Raw genomic sequence first — 15,603 nt, forward strand, 5'->3', positions numbered from 1 at the left:
AAAAAATATACATTGAATTTTAACATGAAGTGAATAGAGTTTCGATTCAGGATATGTATTTTTATCAATTTGTTATACTATAACATTATTGAGGCGTTTAAGTGATTTTTCCATGTCCCGTTTTTTTGCATTTTGTGTTTTTACATTACTCAGCAGTTTGAGTTGGTCTCAGGCGGTTGTTGTGTCTACACATCCAATTTATTTAATTGCTCAAAAAATTACACAGGGTGTGGAAGAGCCAATATTATTATTGAAAGATCAGTCTGGTCATGATGTCACTTTAACGCCAGCACATCGTAAGACAATTCAAGATGCATCATTGGTGATTTGGTTAGGACCTCAGCATGAGGCTCCGCTCAATAAATTATTGGCAAATAACTCATCTGCTATTTCAATTTTAGAGTCAGGGATTATTCAAGCCTTACCACAACGTGGTGTTCGTGGTGAATCATTAAAATCAACAGTCGATACTCATGTTTGGTTAGATCCAAATAATGCGGTTCGAATTGGTTTCTTTATTGCCGCATTACGTTCACAACAAAAACCAGAACATCGTGCTGAATATTGGGCAAATGCTCAAAAATTTGCAAAAGACATGTTGGTTGCTGCAAATAAATTAAATGTAACGTTATATACAAAGCCTTATTGGTCATTCCATGATGCTTATCAATATTTAGAACGTTCGTTAAATTTAAAATTTGCAGGTGCATTAACTTCAGACCCTCATATGGCACCTACTGTTACGCAAATTAAATACTTAAATGATAGTCGTCCTTTGACTAAAATGTGTTTACTTGCAGAAGGTCATGCCAGTCGCAATCAATATCAAAAACTGGGTGAAATTGAGTTTCAGAAGGTGGATGAAAGTATGAGCGGGGAAGGGGACTTTGTGGTTGGATGGAGTAATTTGGCTCAAGAAGTACAAAAATGTGTATTAAATGCACGAAAGTAATGTGTTTATTAAACAAAAATAAATACCAATACAATGTTACATAGTTGCAAAAAAACTCGACTTAGGTCGGGAAATGATTGCATGTTTAGGGGGCTAACTCTATAATGCCTCCGATAAAAATCGATCACCTGTTAAACTTGTCAAGCATTAATGCTGTAAGTGGATAAGTATATGAGCCGAACTAGTCGCTTGATTGATCGACGATTAGCGAAAGCTTTAGTCCTCATGCAAGCATGTATGATTCCTGTTTCAGCCTTGATTGCGTTGGTCTTGAAAGACTCAACTGCAGCTTATAGTGCGGCTTTAGGTGCACTTGTTTGTTGGCTAGCCAGTAGTTATTTTTCTTGGCAGTCGTTTCGAACGGCAGGCGCACGAGCAACGAAGCAAGTTCTTTTGAACATGTATAGGGGCATGATGGGCAAGTTTGCTATAGTGATCGTTGGATTCATTTTAATTTTGAGCAATGTTAAGCCGTTGTCAGCGGCAGCATTGTTTTGTGGTTTTATTCTCGTTCAAGCCATGTCGTGGGTTGCACCTTTTTGTGTATCACGCTTTCAGAAACGAGTCTAAGCACATCAAAAAATTGAAAAGTTTTTTTGGAGTTGAACGAGATATCAAGCAGCACGCGATATTCGTTCTCTCTATATTAGTATTTGACATTGACCAGGTGTGATTTATGGCTGCTGAAGAACATGCCCTTACTTCGACCGAGTATATCAAGCATCACTTGACTAACATGACCTATGGCAAAATGCCAGACGGTTCTTGGAAGTTAGCTGAAACTGCTGATGAAGCTCAACAGATGGGGTTCACTGCTATTCACTTGGATTCTATGGGTTGGTCTATCACGCTCGGTGTGATTTTCTGTTTGTTATTCTGGTGTGTAGCGAAAGCTGCAAACTCTGGTATTCCTACCAAGTTCCAGTCTGCAATTGAAATGATCATTGAATTTGTGGACTCAAGTGTTCGCGACACTTTCCATGGCAAATCACGTTTAATTGCGCCATTAGCATTAACCATTTTCGTGTGGATTTTCCTCATGAACGCAATGGATTTACTGCCAGTTGACTTTATCCCGTATACAGCTCAATTGATTGGTGCACACGTATTTGGTATGGACCCTCATCACGTTTACTTCAAGATCGTTCCATCTACGGACCCTAACATTACCCTTGGTATGTCATTGTCTGTATTTGTTTTAATCTTGTTCTATAGTATTCGTGAAAAGGGTATTAGTGGTTTTGTTGGCGAATTGGCACTTAACCCATTTAACCCAAGTAACCCAGTTGCAAAAGCGTTATTAATTCCAGTGAACTTAATTCTTGAATTAGTAACATTCCTTGCACGTCCAGTTTCGTTGGCTCTTCGACTGTTCGGTAACATGTATGCAGGTGAATTAATCTTCATCTTAATCGCGTTATTACCGTTTTGGATCCAATGGGCTCTGTCTGTGCCTTGGGCGATCTTCCACATTCTTGTTATTACGTTACAAGCATTCATTTTCATGATGCTAACTATCGTATACTTGAGTATGGCTAGCGAAAAACATTAATGGTATCGCCTAACTATCACAAGATGGTTGGGCCTATAATTTTTTTTAATTTAACTTGGTATAAAACCTAACCTCTGAGGAATTATCATGGAACTCACTTTAGGTCTAGTTGCAATTGCATCTGCTATCTTGATCGCTTTTGGTGCTTTAGGTACAGCGATTGGTTTTGGTCTTTTGGGCGGTCGCTTCCTTGAAGCTGTAGCTCGTCAACCAGAATTAGCTCCGCAACTACAAACTCGTATGTTCTTAATCGCAGGTCTTCTAGATGCTGTGCCTATGATCGGTGTTGGTATTGGCTTGTTCTTCATCTTCGCTAATCCATTTGTAGGTTAATCAGCTTAATTCCTAAATTAAACTATTGAGGAATAGCAATGAATATCAACCTCACATTGATTGGCCAAGCGATTGCTTTTGCGATGTTTGTCGCATTCTGCATGAAGTTTGTATGGCCACCACTAATCAATGCGATTAGTGAGCGTCAGCGTAAAATCGCTGATGGCTTAAATGCTGCTGAAAAAGCGAAAGCTGATCTTGCCGATGCGCAAGCTCAAGTGAAAGCTGAATTAGACGCAGCGAAAGCACAAGCGGCTCAATTGATCGAACAAGCGAACCGTCGCGGTGCGCAATTGGTAGAAGAAGCGCGTACTCAAGCGTCAGCTGAAGGTGAGCGTATTCGTCAACAGGCTAAAGAAGCTGTTGATACTGAAATCAATTCTGCTCGCGAAGAATTACGTCAACAAGTCGCTGCTCTTGCAGTTGTTGGTGCTGAGAAAATTCTTAGCCAACAAGTTGACGCAGAAGCTCACAATGCCATGCTGACTCAGCTGGCTGCTAAACTTTAAGAGAGGCAGATTATGGCTGAACTCTTGACGTTGGCACGCCCATACGCTAAAGCAGCATTTGCGTACGCTTCTGAGCAAAGTGCAACTGACTCTTGGTCAAAAGCACTTGAATTGCTCAGTGCTGCGGTGCAAGACGAAGCATTTTCAGCTTTCTTAAATCGCCCTGAGCTTACTCCTGCTGAGCAGGTGAGTGTGATTGCTAAAGTTTTAGGTGAAGAACAAAACGCTGCAGTGTCAAACTTTTTGACATTGCTTGCCGAAAACGGCCGTTTATCACTTCTACCTGAAATTGCAGCAGAATACGAACAGCTCAAATCACAGAATAACAATACTGTGGATGTTGTGATTGAATCAGCATTCCCATTAACTTCTGTACAAGAACAATTACTTGCACATGCATTAGAGAAAAAATTCGAAGCAGCAGTAAGCGTTTCTGTAGAAGTTAAACCAGAGTTAATTGCTGGTGTAGTTATTCGTGCAGGCGACCAAGTGATAGATGATTCTGCGCTTAACAAGCTTGAAAAAATGCGGACTCGTCTTCTTGCTTAATTGCTTGAAGACTGAACTTTAAAAAGATTGAGGTATAGCGCAATGCAACAACTGAATCCATCCGAGATCAGTGCGCTCATTAAACAGCGTATCGGCGATCTGGACACCAGCGCAACCGCTAAGAACGAAGGGACCATTGTTATGGTTTCCGACGGTATTGTGCGTATTCACGGTCTTGCTGATGCAATGTACGGTGAGATGATCGAATTCGACGGCGGCCTTTTTGGTATGGCACTGAACCTAGAACAGGATTCAGTGGGCGTCGTTGTTTTAGGTAACTACTTAAGCCTTCAAGAAGGTCAAAAAGCTCGTTGCACAGGTCGTGTATTAGAAGTTCCGGTTGGTCCAGAACTTTTAGGCCGTGTAGTAGATGCTTTGGGTAACCCAATTGATGCTAAAGGCCCAATTGATGCTAAATTAACTGATGCTGTTGAAAAAGTAGCACCAGGCGTAATTTGGCGTCAATCAGTGGATGAGCCTGTACAAACTGGTTATAAATCAGTAGATACAATGATCCCTGTAGGCCGTGGTCAACGTGAGTTGATCATTGGTGACCGTCAAACTGGTAAAACAGCAATGGCGATCGATGCGATCATCGCTCAGAAAAACTCTGGCATTAAATGTGTATACGTAGCAATTGGTCAAAAACAATCGACTATCGCTAACGTTGTACGCAAGCTAGAAGAAACTGGCGCTATGGCGTATACAACTGTTGTAGCAGCAGGTGCATCAGATCCAGCAGCAATGCTTTATCTTGCTCCGTACTCTGGCTGTACAATGGGTGAATACTTCCGTGACCGTGGTGAAGACGCGCTTATCATTTATGATGACTTGTCTAAGCAAGCTGTTGCGTATCGTCAAATTTCATTGCTTTTACGCCGTCCACCAGGTCGTGAAGCGTATCCAGGTGACGTGTTCTATCTACATTCACGTCTACTTGAACGTGCTTCTCGTGTATCTGCTGACTACGTTGAGAAATTCACTAACGGTGAAGTTAAAGGCCAAACTGGTTCATTAACTGCATTGCCGATTATTGAAACTCAAGCGGGTGACGTATCTGCATTCGTACCAACGAACGTAATTTCGATTACTGATGGTCAGATCTTCCTAGAAACATCATTGTTCAACTCAGGTATTCGTCCTGCTGTGAACGCGGGTATCTCTGTATCTCGTGTTGGTGGTTCTGCGCAAACTAAGATCATCAAAAAATTGTCTGGTGGTATCCGTACCGCTTTGGCTCAATATCGTGAATTAGCGGCGTTCGCACAGTTTGCTTCTGACCTTGATGAAGCAACTCGTAAGCAATTAGAACACGGTCAACGCGTAACTGAATTAATGAAGCAAAAACAATATGCTCCATATTCAATCGCTGACCAAGCTGTTTCAATTTATGCATCTAACGAAGGTTATATGACTGACGTTGAAGTTAAGAAAATTGTAGACTTTGATGCTGCACTTGTTTCTTACTTCCGTTCAGAAAATGCTGCGTTAATGCAAAAAATTGACGAGTCTGGTGCTTGGGATAAAGAAATCGAAGCAGCATTCAAAGCAGGTATTGAAAGCTTTAAAGCGACTCAAACTTACTAAGTTTCAACTGGTTTGAAATTTAGTGTTGGTTTGGTTCACGGAATCAACCTTCGGAGGCTCGCAAGGGCCTTCGAATACTAGGTTAAGCGTATGGCAAATTTAAAAGAAATTCGCGCCAAAGTAGCTAGTATCAAAAGCACGCAAAAGATTACTCGCGCGATGCAGATGGTAGCAGCTTCTAAGATGCGTCGTGCGCAAGAGCGCATGGCTCAAGGCCGTCCGTATGCCGAAAATATGCACCGTGTAATTGCTCATTTGGTACAAGCGAATCCTGAATACAAACACCGTTATATGGTTGAACGTCCTGTAAAGCGCGTTGGCTATATCGTTGTTTCTTCAGATCGTGGTTTGGCAGGTGGCTTGAACATTAACTTGTTCAAGAAAGTTGTTAAGCATGTACAGCAACAACAAGAGCAGTCAATTGAAGTTCAATTTGCTTTAATTGGTCAAAAAGCGGTTTCGTTTTTTAAAAACTACGGCGGTAAAGTTCTTGGTGCGACTACGAATGTAGGCGATGCACCAAGTCTTGAACAGTTAACTGGTTCTGTGCAGGTGATGTTAGATGCTTATGATAAAGGCGAGTTAGATCGTATTTATCTAGTATCAAACGGCTTTGTAAATGCCATGACTCAAAATCAAAAAATCGAACAACTTGTTCCTTTAGCTGCTGCTGAAGGTGACGAGTCTCTTAACCGTCAATACGGTTGGGATTATATCTATGAGCCAGAAGCTGAAGAGCTTTTAAATGGCTTATTGGTTCGTTACATTGAGTCTGTAGTTTACCAAGGTGTGATTGAAAACATCGCATGTGAGCAGTCTGCTCGTATGGTTGCAATGAAAGCTGCAACTGACAACGCAGGCGACATCATTAAGAGCCTACAACTTATTTATAACAAGCTGCGTCAAGCCGCGATTACTCAGGAAATTTCTGAGATCGTTGGTGGTGCCGCTGCCGTTTAACATTATTTTGAATTGAGGAGACAGCAATGAATAGCGGTCGTATCATTCAGATCATCGGCGCGGTAATCGACGTCGAGTTTGAACGCAACAGCGTTCCTAAGATCTATGACGCTCTCCAAGTAGATGGTACTGAAACTACTTTAGAAGTTCAGCAACAACTTGGTGATGGCGTAGTTCGTACTATTGCAATGGGTTCTACTGAAGGCCTTAAGCGTGGTTTGAACGTAGTTAACACTGGTGCTCCAATCTCTGTACCTGTAGGTACAGCATGTTTGGGTCGTATCATGGATGTTCTTGGTCGCCCAATCGACGAAGCTGGTCCTGTTGCGACAGAAGCACGTTTACCGATTCACCGCGCAGCACCTTCTTATGCTGAACAAGCGGCTTCTACTGACCTTTTAGAAACTGGTATTAAAGTAATTGATTTACTTTGCCCGTTTGCTAAAGGTGGTAAAGTTGGTCTGTTCGGTGGTGCCGGCGTTGGTAAAACTGTAAACATGATGGAATTGATCAACAACATCGCTAAAGCTCACTCAGGTTTATCTGTGTTTGCTGGTGTTGGTGAGCGTACTCGTGAAGGTAATGACTTCTATCACGAAATGAAAGATTCTAACGTTCTAGACAAAGTAGCAATGGTCTACGGTCAGATGAATGAGCCACCAGGAAACCGTTTACGCGTAGCGTTAACTGGTTTGACTATGGCTGAATACTTCCGTGATGAGAAAGACGAAAACGGTAAAGGCCGTGACGTATTGTTGTTTGTTGACAACATTTACCGTTACACATTGGCTGGTACCGAAGTGTCTGCACTTCTAGGTCGTATGCCATCTGCAGTAGGTTACCAGCCAACTCTTGCAGAAGAGATGGGTGTTCTTCAAGAACGTATTACATCTACTAAGTCTGGTTCTATTACGTCAATTCAAGCGGTATACGTACCTGCCGATGACTTAACAGATCCATCGCCTGCTACTACATTCGCTCACTTAGACGCGACTGTTGTATTGAGCCGTGACATCGCATCTTCTGGTATTTACCCAGCGATCGATCCACTTGACTCAACTTCACGCCAACTTGATCCATTAGTAGTTGGTACTGAGCATTACGAAATTGCTCGTTCAGTTCAAAACGTTTTACAACGTTACAAAGAATTGAAAGACATTATCGCAATTCTTGGTATGGATGAGCTTGCAGAAGAAGATAAATTGGTTGTTTACCGTGCGCGTAAAATCCAACGTTTCTTCTCTCAACCGTTCCACGTAGCTGAAGTATTTACTGGCGCGCCTGGTAAATTAGTATCTCTTAAAGAAACGATTCGTGGCTTTAAAGGTCTTCTAGCTGGTGAATACGACCACATTCCAGAACAAGCGTTCTATATGGTTGGTGGTATTGACGAAGTTATTGCTAAAGCCGAGAAACTTTAATTAGCTACTCTAATTTAGGAGATTCTCATGGCGACTATGCAATGTGATGTTGTAAGTGTAAAAGAGTCTTTGTACTCTGGCACTGTAACTATGCTAATTGCTAAAGGTGCTGGCGGTGAGTTAGGTATTATGCCTGGACATGCTCCGTTAGTAACTTTGCTTCAACCGGGCGCGATTCGCGTTCTGTTGGAAAACGGTACAGAAGAGTTAATCTATGTATCGGGTGGTGTTCTTGAAGTTCAACCGCACGTTGTTACGATTCTTGCAGATTCTGCAATTCGTGCCGACAACTTAGATGAAGCTGCAATTCTTGAAGCACGTAAAAATGCTGAAAACTTGTTAGCGAATCAAAAGAGCGATTTGGACGCTGCTGCTGCTTTGGCTGCTCTTGCAGAAACTGCTGCTCAGTTGGAAACGATCCGCAAAATCAAAAACCGCGCTTAATAAGAGACGGTTTGAGATTGAAAAAACCACCCGAAAGGGTGGTTTTTTTATGGAAGAGGTATATTGATGAAAAATAAAATGATTGGTTTGAATTAAATGGTTATGAATAATGAGAATGATGATATTTATAAAAATGCTCTATCTGATTTAAAAATCGGAGACATAATTTTAGTAGAAGGATGTAATAAGGTATCTCCAAAACTAATTGCGGCACAAAAACTATTTTATCTGAAAGCATGCAGTAGTCATGTAATGATTCATATAGGGGATGGAATTGTTATACATGCAACTGGTAGTAAAGGAGTGCATCTTTCACCCCTATTCTTAGAGTTGGAAAATTGCAAAGCTAATTGGAGAGTAATTAGAAATAATAAACTAGCCAAAATGGATTCGGATTTAGTATTAAAAAATACACTCCAATTTTATGCTCAGAGCTACAGTACTGAGGTATATAAATCTAAAGATGTTAAGTTTGTAGAAAGTGAAAGTTCATTCTGTTCTGAATTGGCGCATAAAATCTATTTATCTTTGGGAATAGATATTCAACCAACTACTATTAGAAAACTGTTCCCTTGTGATTTAGATCGTCTGGCAGATGGTATATGTACTGAAAGTGATTGGATGATAGTTACAGATAGCTATAAAGAAATTTTTAATCTACCCGATTTAGATGATTATAAATTTAGTTTGGAAATGCATACTTTACACATGGATCTCCGTCTTAAAAAAAGATTGTACTTATCAAAATCTAGAGAGTTCACATTTGGAACAGCTTTAACTGAAGCTCAAAAAAATGGATCAACTAAAAGCCTAGAAGCATTAGATTTGATAAAGGGTGGTTTAAAAAATAGGCAGTTGAAATTTTGGTTTGATAAGGATGCTCAATTCGGAGAGCGTCCAATACCCTCAATGGCAGAGTCTATATCGGGCGTAGAAGAGTTATTGAGTCTACAGTTTGAAGGTATGCAACGAATGATGGAAATAATGACTAAATACAAAAAATAATTTTAAGGAGAGTTCTTAATTTAAACTAACTAAGAACTCCCCATTTCCAACAATCTTCACCTTAAAAATTTCATCAAAGCCTTCATCTAAACTGGGTATTTCAAATTTCTTATAGGTTGCTCGAACACCCACTTCAGGAATATTGGCTTTACCTTCACGGTAACTATTACGCTCAAACGTACTTTTTAAGTCTGTTTCAAAATAATAAGAAATGACTTCAAAACCTGCATCTTTAGCGCGTTGAATATAACGTGCACGGTCTGCTTTGGTCGGGTTGGTGTTATCAATCACCATTTTAGTTTTAGACGCTAAACATGCTTCAAAAATCATATTTTCTCTATGCCGAGTTTTCAACATATCTAAATTAATACGCAAATGACTATGCGCTAAATTTAGTAAATAAAAACTCGACTTACCCGAAGCTTGAACACCTGTAAAAATAATCACTTGCATGGTGTTGGCTCAATCAAAGAAATAGAAAAATATGATGATTTAAAAACATTAAGATGACTTTTTCTCATCAGAAGACATGATCATGCTTGCTAATTTGATCATTTCATTTTGAACGCTACCCATTTGTTGTTCAATTTGAGTTAAATCAATTTTAGATAAATCGACATCACCATTTAAAAAAGGCGTACTTAATACTTTTTCATTGGCAGATAAAATATTTGCACGAATATTATCCACTTCGTGACTTTTTAAATTAAGAGATTCTAAAACCTGATTCAATTCTTTCAGCTGAGTGTGTAACTGAGTGGCGGTTGCTTGTAATTGTTGATGATCTTTCGTATTGACCGCATTTTCTAAGCTAGTTTGGGTTTGTTTTAACTGCTCAATATAAGTTCCTGCTTTCATTTGCATATCTGCAACATCACGAACAACGTAAAAAACATTGCCACTTTTTAAATTTTCATGTACTTCGCTACTCGAATTTAAATCTTGTGATAGCTCTGTTGTATTGTGTTCAGTCGTTGTTTCGGGGGATTGATTTTGCTCACAACCAATTAAAAGAATGCCCGCACTAAAAATAGCAAATGGAAGTAATACACCTTGAAGAATTTTTTTCATAATAGTGACAGCTTTTATAAAATATAATTTGAATATAAAGGTGGAATGTGGATTAAAAATAGACTTTTGTAAAGGAGTTACATTTCTTTTCATAAAAAAGAGCATAAAGATGCTCTTTTTTTTAGATATTCCAAAATTAACCAGTAATTACTTTAAGAATAATATGACTAATCACATTTGTTAAAACATAGTCATTATTTACCTTAATCCATTGCTCATTTTTAGCAGGTTTGGTCAATTTTCTATGCTTCATATGATCTACATTATAGCGTTGACCACGGAATTGACTTGGAACTTTTTGACCTGCTCTCCAATCATGCGATGGTTTTACAGCTTTTTGGGCAACAGGCTTATGTTGTTGTAAAGGCTGTGCAGAATGCTTATTCATTTGAGCCTGATGATTTTGTGGAGCAGGTGCTTTATTGTGCTGAAACTGAGTTTGAGCTTTGTTGGGTTGATGATCTTGCGGTGCAGCCATTGCAGGTGCAGCAACTAAAGCAGTAGATATTGAGAATACAAGTACTTTAACGAGAGTGTTCATGCTTCACCTATAGACGATGTCATCTTTGTTTATGAATTTATCTTAGGTCTAAGTGTTTGATAGATAGTGAAGTATTTGTTATTCAAATATTAAAATAATGTGTGAATTGTGAAGTTTTTAAATGGTTTGTTTTTGAGTTTAAGTTGTTGTTATTTATAGATAAATGCAAGCATGTCGCGTTGTAAAACATGCTTACATTACTGTTACAAATTACTTCGCGAGTTCAGCATTAATCGCATCAACGATACGTGCATCATCGGCAGTAATATCTGGTGCAAAACGAGCAACAACTTCACCTGTTTTAGATACAAGGAATTTCTCAAAATTCCATAAAACTTCAGGTGGTTCATTTGGAGTAAGACCATAATCTACAAGATCTTTCCACCAAGGACCTTCACCAATACGTTCAGGAATAGCTTGAGTCAAAGTTTGATAAAGTGGGTGTTTATCTGTACCTGCAACTGAAATTTTTGAAAAAAGAGGGAAGTCTACTTTGTAGTTTACCGAGCAAAAATCTTGAATTTCTTCATCTGAACCAGGTTCTTGTTCTAAAAAGTTATTTGCAGGGAAACCTAAAATTTCTAATCCTGCACTTTTCTTTTCCGTATAAAGCTTTTCTAAGCCTTCATATTGCGGTGTTAAACCACATTTCGATGCAACATTAACAAGAAGTAAAACTTTGCCTTCATATTGGTTAAGGCTGATCTCTTCACCTTGAATGCTTTTTAGGGGAATGTTGTATACAGAAGCCATGATTATTTCTCTAATAATATTAACTCAAATGTTGTAGCTTTAAATTTGCTTTCGAGCAAGCGAATTTAAAGTAGATTGTGAGGTAAATTTGTACATTTAAAGCAAAATGAATAAAAAGACTCAATCATTGTTTTTAAAGATTTAAAACTGAATTAATCAGCACTTTTTATTAGATAAATGATTGAATATTCTATTAATATTTTGAAACTAAATTCAGTACAATTAAACATCGCTTTTCAATGAATTCGAATATGTCACAGCAAGTGGAAACTGAAAAAACATCACTATGGATTTATGCCATTCCAATGGTGCCTGTGGTGATTTGGGGCACTAATATGGTGGTCACACGTTATGCTGCCTCTGTTATTGAACCTATTAGTATTAGTTTTTGGCGGTTAGTTATTGCCCTTGTTTTGATTTTTCCATTTGTGTATAAAAAATTAATTTTAGAACATCAAATTATATTAAAGAATATTGGAAAACTAACGCTTTTATCATTGTTAGCGATGGTTGTGTATCAATGTTTGTCTTATACGGCAGGGCATACCACCACAGCGACCAATATGAGCATTATTAATGCTTTTATTCCAATTTTTACGATATTTGTTAGCTTAATCGTGCTTGCTGAAAAGCCGACAATTTATGGTGTTATTGGCAGTATTATTTCAATTATAGGTTTATTTTTCTTAATTGGTCGTGGGTCTTTTACAGGTATTTTCCAAGGTGGGTTTCACTTTGGAGATGGACTTATGATTGTGGCTGTTGTGTCTTATGCTTTATATGGCGTATTGCTTAGACACTGGAAACTTCCAATAAGTTTGGGGGCAAGTTTGTTTGTTCAAACTGCTTTAGGTCTATTGATTCATCTTCCATTATTATGCGTAGTTGGCTTGCAAACCATTAATGCGAGTAATGCTTTTCCTGTACTTTACGCTGCCTTGTTACCCTCCATTGTTGCACCATTTATGTGGATGAAAGCCATGCAAACTTTAGGGCCAAATCGTTCAAGTATGTTCACCAATTTTGGTCCAATTATTACTGCGGTCATTGCCTATATTTACTTGAATGAACAATGGATGTATTACCATTCAATTGGCACAATTATGGCAATTTTTGGAGTAGTTTTGGCACAGAAAAAAGCTTAAGAAGTTTTAATTTGGCTTGGTGTTTGGTTGGTATAACGCTTAAAAAATTCGATAAAGCTCGAACTATGATTATAGCCTAAATCATACCCCACTTTTTTGATCGATTCGCCCTGTCTTAATTGAGTAATGGCGTACAAAATTTTGGCACGATTACGCCATTCAGAAATACTCATGTTGAGTTCTTGTTGGCACAAACGCAATAAATGCCGTTCTGTGATTGATGCGTGGGAAATGACTTGTTGAAGACTGCATGTAAAATTTTTAGGTTTGGCTAAGTTTTCTAAAATATCTTTTAAAACAGGGTTGTGGCTTTGTGGAAGATAATGATGATACTTCGGTGCATGAACAAGCTGATCCAATAAAACCTGTAATAAATGACGATAAGTTTGCGATTTTTTGTCTTTAGATTTGAATTGCAAAATTTCTTCAATCAGAATTCTAAAAAATGGACTTACCCCTAAAATTTCAGCATGTGATGAAAAGTCTTTACATAATTCTGGATGAATACGAATGCCAACATAATGCGTTTTTGTCTGTTCAACTTCATGACAATGATGTGTGATTTGTGGCGGAATCCAAATACCATAACTGGGTGGAGATAGTTGAATATTCCCCTCTATTTCATATTCTAAAATACCGTTTAGGCAAAAATTAAAATCTCCCCAAATAGATGCATGTGGACTAACAACATCATCTTTTTCATAGAAAAAACCCTCTACATCGATGTATTTTTCAAGTTCAAGCATATTGAATACTCACAGAAAAAGAAAACAAGAATGAAAAGAAGAATATTGGAAGTATGTCGACTATACGATACAAATGTCTGAAAATCAGTATTTCAATTGTTTCAGACTTTTTGCACAATAATCACACATCTTAAAGCCACGAAGTATTTATGAATCAGCAAACAAAAATAACCCATTGGTGGGCAGTCCTTTTGCCACTTATTGCCGTATTTATTTGGGCGTTAAATGTTGCGGTGACACGCTATGTTGCAGATTATATTTCCCCTGTGAGTATTAGTTTTTATCGTTGGTTTGTCGCATTTCTTATTTTGACACCCTTTATGTTGATGAAAGTCATTCGAGAATGGCATTTGATTCAACCTAATTTAGCCAAGCTTGCAGTCTTATCTGCTTTTGGAATGGTGCTTTATCAAGGCATATCATATGCGGCAGCACATTATACAAGTGCAACAAATATGGGGATTATTAACGCATTTATTCCAATTTTTACCATTTTTGTGTCTATGGTTATTTTAAAAGAATATCCAAATAAATATGCTGTGATTGGTGGTGTGCTTTCGTTTAGTGGTTTGATTTTTGTGATTGCGCAGGGTGATATTACAAGCTTGGTGAATTTGGGTGGTCATGTTGGTGATTTGCTTATGATTGCCGCTGTATTTTTCTATGCTTTTTATGGCGTGTTTCTGAAAAAATGGAAATTACAAATCCCGCTAATGTTAAGTTTGTATGTTCAAATTATTTTTGCATTAATTTATCACTTACCATTTTTACTTTGGTTTGGTTTAGACGCCATTCGCCCTGAAAATGCAGTCAGTGTTTTATACGCAGGTATTTTTCCTTCTCTTATTGCACCATTAATCTGGATGTTATCTATTCAGCAAAATGGACCCAACAGAACCAGTGTTTTTATGAATTTAATGCCAGTTTTTACTGCATTCATTGCATATTTCTGGTTGAAAGAAGAGTGGACGATTTATCACACTATAGGTGGTGTGATCATTATTGTTGGAATTTTACTTGCTCAAAAGAAGACTTCATGACTTTAAATTGATTAAAAAACAATCAAACAAACATGATGTAGGTATTATTTTTGTTTAATGTATTTAATTTTTAAGTGATGAATAAAAAAGCAAATTTTTAAAAATGCTCAATAAAATAGCAACATAATTTGAATTATGATTATTTTACCACCTAATTAATATATTTTTTATATAAATAGATACCTTAATTCTATTTCTCATTGAAAAAAGATTAATGAATAATAGCATCAGTTAAGCAATTAAGCCTATGTTTTAAAACATGCTTATTGTGAAGCCAGAGATTTGCAAGACCCTCTGGATGTGATTACACATCCTTTTTTATGCTCAGCCATCCCTATATGGTTGAGCTTTTTTTTGTCTAAATATTATGAAAATGTTTTCCACTTTTTTTGGTGTTTTTTAAGCGCGAATAATATCGCCTGTTTCTGCATCTATAATTTTGCTTGGTTCACGGCTTAATCCTAAATCACCGTTCAAATAATTTAATTCATTTTTAAAGTAATGCGTTGCATCTTGTAATGAGCGAGCAGGTTCTAATCCTGCTGTATTTGCACTTGTCGACACAATATAGCCATTAAATGCATTACATAAAGCAATACACAAAGGGTGGGTTGTTACACGAACAGCAACTTTGGGATGATTGCCTTTAATCCATGTTGGAATATCTTCTGTAGCTGGTAGGAGCCAAGTTGTTGCACGTTCCGATGAACTACGATTACTCCAAGAATCAATAATCTGATTTCGTATTTCAGGACTTAGATTTTTTAATAAATGTTCGACTTGTGAAATTTGCCCTGCTAATAAAATCACACCTTTTTCAATAGGACGCTGCTTTAAGCGTAATATTTCCTGAAAGGCTTTCTCATTATGTGGATCACAGCCTAAACCCCAAACAGCCTCTGTAGGATAGGCAAGCACTTGTCCTTGTTTAAGGCAATTCGCGGCTTCTGTAACAGAGGTGGTGATCATGGGAGGGAACCTTTAAAAAATAAAGG

At 38.0% G+C, this 15,603-nt stretch carries 19 protein-coding genes; 13 read left to right on the forward strand and 6 right to left on the reverse strand.

Annotated elements, in window-relative coordinates; translation table 11 throughout:
* The first annotated feature begins 112 nt into the window (after positions 1 to 112).
* The 11 genes from GTK57_RS06705 (at position 113) to GTK57_RS06755 (ending at position 9,312) form a co-directional block, all read left to right on the forward strand.
* A complete protein-coding gene (locus tag GTK57_RS06705) occupies positions 113 to 952 on the forward strand; it encodes a metal ABC transporter solute-binding protein, Zn/Mn family (RefSeq protein ID WP_163122019.1) in 840 nt (279 codons plus the stop codon).
* A gap of 171 nt (positions 953 to 1,123) precedes the next feature.
* Entirely contained in the window at positions 1,124 to 1,522 is a 399-nt protein-coding gene (locus tag GTK57_RS06710; RefSeq protein ID WP_152875380.1) for an ATP synthase subunit I, read from the forward strand.
* A gap of 106 nt (positions 1,523 to 1,628) precedes the next feature.
* A complete protein-coding gene (gene atpB / locus GTK57_RS06715) occupies positions 1,629 to 2,504 on the forward strand; it encodes a F0F1 ATP synthase subunit A (protein ID WP_152875382.1) in 876 nt (291 codons plus the stop codon).
* A gap of 87 nt (positions 2,505 to 2,591) precedes the next feature.
* Positions 2,592 to 2,837, forward strand: coding sequence for a F0F1 ATP synthase subunit C (gene atpE / locus GTK57_RS06720; protein WP_000424060.1), 246 nt, complete (start codon positions 2,592 to 2,594; stop codon positions 2,835 to 2,837).
* 38 nt (positions 2,838 to 2,875) lie between these two features.
* Entirely contained in the window at positions 2,876 to 3,346 is a 471-nt protein-coding gene (locus tag GTK57_RS06725; RefSeq protein WP_152875384.1) for a F0F1 ATP synthase subunit B, read from the forward strand.
* A 12-nt stretch (positions 3,347 to 3,358) separates the two neighbouring features.
* Positions 3,359 to 3,895: a F0F1 ATP synthase subunit delta gene (locus GTK57_RS06730; protein ID WP_152875385.1), complete on the forward strand. Its 537-nt coding sequence runs from the start codon at positions 3,359 to 3,361 to the stop codon at positions 3,893 to 3,895.
* 42 nt (positions 3,896 to 3,937) lie between these two features.
* The gene (atpA, locus tag GTK57_RS06735) at positions 3,938 to 5,482 is read left to right on the forward strand and encodes a F0F1 ATP synthase subunit alpha (RefSeq protein ID WP_163122022.1); all 1,545 of its coding nucleotides are present in this window, start codon (positions 3,938 to 3,940) and stop codon (positions 5,480 to 5,482) included.
* Between the two features lie 90 nt (positions 5,483 to 5,572).
* Positions 5,573 to 6,442, forward strand: a complete 870-nt coding sequence (gene atpG / locus GTK57_RS06740) for a F0F1 ATP synthase subunit gamma (RefSeq protein WP_152875388.1) — start codon at positions 5,573 to 5,575, stop codon at positions 6,440 to 6,442.
* A gap of 26 nt (positions 6,443 to 6,468) precedes the next feature.
* Positions 6,469 to 7,863, forward strand: a complete 1,395-nt coding sequence (gene atpD, locus GTK57_RS06745; RefSeq protein ID WP_152875390.1) for a F0F1 ATP synthase subunit beta — start codon at positions 6,469 to 6,471, stop codon at positions 7,861 to 7,863.
* Positions 7,864 to 7,890: 27 nt separating this feature from the next.
* Positions 7,891 to 8,307: a F0F1 ATP synthase subunit epsilon gene (locus GTK57_RS06750; RefSeq protein WP_152875392.1), complete on the forward strand. Its 417-nt coding sequence runs from the start codon at positions 7,891 to 7,893 to the stop codon at positions 8,305 to 8,307.
* 96 nt (positions 8,308 to 8,403) lie between these two features.
* Positions 8,404 to 9,312: a C40 family peptidase gene (locus tag GTK57_RS06755; RefSeq protein ID WP_163122024.1), complete on the forward strand. Its 909-nt coding sequence runs from the start codon at positions 8,404 to 8,406 to the stop codon at positions 9,310 to 9,312.
* Positions 9,313 to 9,327: 15 nt separating this feature from the next.
* Here GTK57_RS06755 and GTK57_RS06760 read toward each other — a convergent pair whose 3' ends face one another.
* The 4 genes from GTK57_RS06760 to GTK57_RS06775 all read right to left on the reverse strand — a co-directional run bounded on the left by GTK57_RS06760 (position 9,328) and on the right by GTK57_RS06775 (position 11,680).
* Positions 9,328 to 9,765 (reverse strand): AAA family ATPase, encoded by a 438-nt coding sequence (locus GTK57_RS06760; RefSeq protein WP_163122027.1) that lies wholly within the window; start codon positions 9,763 to 9,765, stop codon positions 9,328 to 9,330.
* Between the two features lie 48 nt (positions 9,766 to 9,813).
* Positions 9,814 to 10,383 (reverse strand): hypothetical protein, encoded by a 570-nt coding sequence (locus GTK57_RS06765; protein ID WP_163122031.1) that lies wholly within the window; start codon positions 10,381 to 10,383, stop codon positions 9,814 to 9,816.
* Between the two features lie 136 nt (positions 10,384 to 10,519).
* A complete protein-coding gene (locus GTK57_RS06770) occupies positions 10,520 to 10,924 on the reverse strand; it encodes an RcnB family protein (protein ID WP_163122034.1) in 405 nt (134 codons plus the stop codon).
* 210 nt (positions 10,925 to 11,134) lie between these two features.
* On the reverse strand, positions 11,135 to 11,680 hold the full coding sequence (locus GTK57_RS06775; RefSeq protein WP_163124643.1) for a glutathione peroxidase: 546 nt from the start codon (positions 11,678 to 11,680) through the stop codon (positions 11,135 to 11,137).
* A gap of 248 nt (positions 11,681 to 11,928) precedes the next feature.
* Here GTK57_RS06775 and GTK57_RS06780 point away from each other — a divergent pair, with 248 nt between their 5' ends.
* Complete coding sequence (locus GTK57_RS06780) at positions 11,929 to 12,822, forward strand: DMT family transporter (protein WP_163122037.1); 894 nt, start codon at positions 11,929 to 11,931, stop codon at positions 12,820 to 12,822.
* On the opposite strand, the gene GTK57_RS06785 is transcribed toward GTK57_RS06780, so the two are convergent.
* Positions 12,819 to 13,568, reverse strand: coding sequence for a helix-turn-helix transcriptional regulator (locus tag GTK57_RS06785; RefSeq protein ID WP_163122040.1), 750 nt, complete (start codon positions 13,566 to 13,568; stop codon positions 12,819 to 12,821). The genes GTK57_RS06780 and GTK57_RS06785 overlap by 4 nt on opposite strands.
* Before the next feature lie 149 nt (positions 13,569 to 13,717).
* On the opposite strand from GTK57_RS06785, the gene GTK57_RS06790 reads away from it, so the two are divergent.
* On the forward strand, positions 13,718 to 14,608 hold the full coding sequence (locus tag GTK57_RS06790) for a DMT family transporter (RefSeq protein WP_163122043.1): 891 nt from the start codon (positions 13,718 to 13,720) through the stop codon (positions 14,606 to 14,608).
* 399 nt (positions 14,609 to 15,007) lie between these two features.
* On the opposite strand, the gene GTK57_RS06795 is transcribed toward GTK57_RS06790, so the two are convergent.
* Positions 15,008 to 15,577 carry an L-threonylcarbamoyladenylate synthase gene (locus GTK57_RS06795; RefSeq protein WP_152875850.1) on the reverse strand — a complete coding sequence of 190 codons (570 nt, stop codon included), beginning with the start codon at positions 15,575 to 15,577 and terminating at the stop codon, positions 15,008 to 15,010.
* Positions 15,578 to 15,603 lie beyond the last annotated feature (26 nt).

It is taken from the genome of Acinetobacter portensis, from assembly GCF_010646905.1.
Lineage (GTDB): Bacteria > Pseudomonadota > Gammaproteobacteria > Pseudomonadales > Moraxellaceae > Acinetobacter > Acinetobacter portensis.

What these genes read in the sequence shown, in the direction of transcription:
- GTK57_RS06730 (WP_152875385.1), top strand. Translation starts at nt 3,359, where the DNA reads ATGGCTGAACTCTTGACGTTGGCACGCCCATACGCTAAAGCAGCATTT.
- GTK57_RS06770 (WP_163122034.1), bottom strand. Translation starts at nt 10,924, where the DNA reads ATGAACACTCTCGTTAAAGTACTTGTATTCTCAATATCTACTGCTTTA.
- atpD (WP_152875390.1), top strand. Translation starts at nt 6,469, where the DNA reads ATGAATAGCGGTCGTATCATTCAGATCATCGGCGCGGTAATCGACGTC.
- GTK57_RS06760 (WP_163122027.1), bottom strand. Translation starts at nt 9,765, where the DNA reads ATGCAAGTGATTATTTTTACAGGTGTTCAAGCTTCGGGTAAGTCGAGT.
- GTK57_RS06725 (WP_152875384.1), top strand. Translation starts at nt 2,876, where the DNA reads ATGAATATCAACCTCACATTGATTGGCCAAGCGATTGCTTTTGCGATG.
- atpG (WP_152875388.1), top strand. Translation starts at nt 5,573, where the DNA reads ATGGCAAATTTAAAAGAAATTCGCGCCAAAGTAGCTAGTATCAAAAGC.
- GTK57_RS06780 (WP_163122037.1), top strand. Translation starts at nt 11,929, where the DNA reads ATGTCACAGCAAGTGGAAACTGAAAAAACATCACTATGGATTTATGCC.
- GTK57_RS06705 (WP_163122019.1), top strand. Translation starts at nt 113, where the DNA reads ATGTCCCGTTTTTTTGCATTTTGTGTTTTTACATTACTCAGCAGTTTG.
- GTK57_RS06790 (WP_163122043.1), top strand. Translation starts at nt 13,718, where the DNA reads ATGAATCAGCAAACAAAAATAACCCATTGGTGGGCAGTCCTTTTGCCA.
- GTK57_RS06710 (WP_152875380.1), top strand. Translation starts at nt 1,124, where the DNA reads ATGAGCCGAACTAGTCGCTTGATTGATCGACGATTAGCGAAAGCTTTA.
- atpE (WP_000424060.1), top strand. Translation starts at nt 2,592, where the DNA reads ATGGAACTCACTTTAGGTCTAGTTGCAATTGCATCTGCTATCTTGATC.
- GTK57_RS06795 (WP_152875850.1), bottom strand. Translation starts at nt 15,577, where the DNA reads ATGATCACCACCTCTGTTACAGAAGCCGCGAATTGCCTTAAACAAGGA.
- GTK57_RS06750 (WP_152875392.1), top strand. Translation starts at nt 7,891, where the DNA reads ATGGCGACTATGCAATGTGATGTTGTAAGTGTAAAAGAGTCTTTGTAC.
- GTK57_RS06785 (WP_163122040.1), bottom strand. Translation starts at nt 13,568, where the DNA reads ATGCTTGAACTTGAAAAATACATCGATGTAGAGGGTTTTTTCTATGAA.
- atpB (WP_152875382.1), top strand. Translation starts at nt 1,629, where the DNA reads ATGGCTGCTGAAGAACATGCCCTTACTTCGACCGAGTATATCAAGCAT.
- GTK57_RS06765 (WP_163122031.1), bottom strand. Translation starts at nt 10,383, where the DNA reads ATGAAAAAAATTCTTCAAGGTGTATTACTTCCATTTGCTATTTTTAGT.
- GTK57_RS06755 (WP_163122024.1), top strand. Translation starts at nt 8,404, where the DNA reads ATGGTTATGAATAATGAGAATGATGATATTTATAAAAATGCTCTATCT.
- atpA (WP_163122022.1), top strand. Translation starts at nt 3,938, where the DNA reads ATGCAACAACTGAATCCATCCGAGATCAGTGCGCTCATTAAACAGCGT.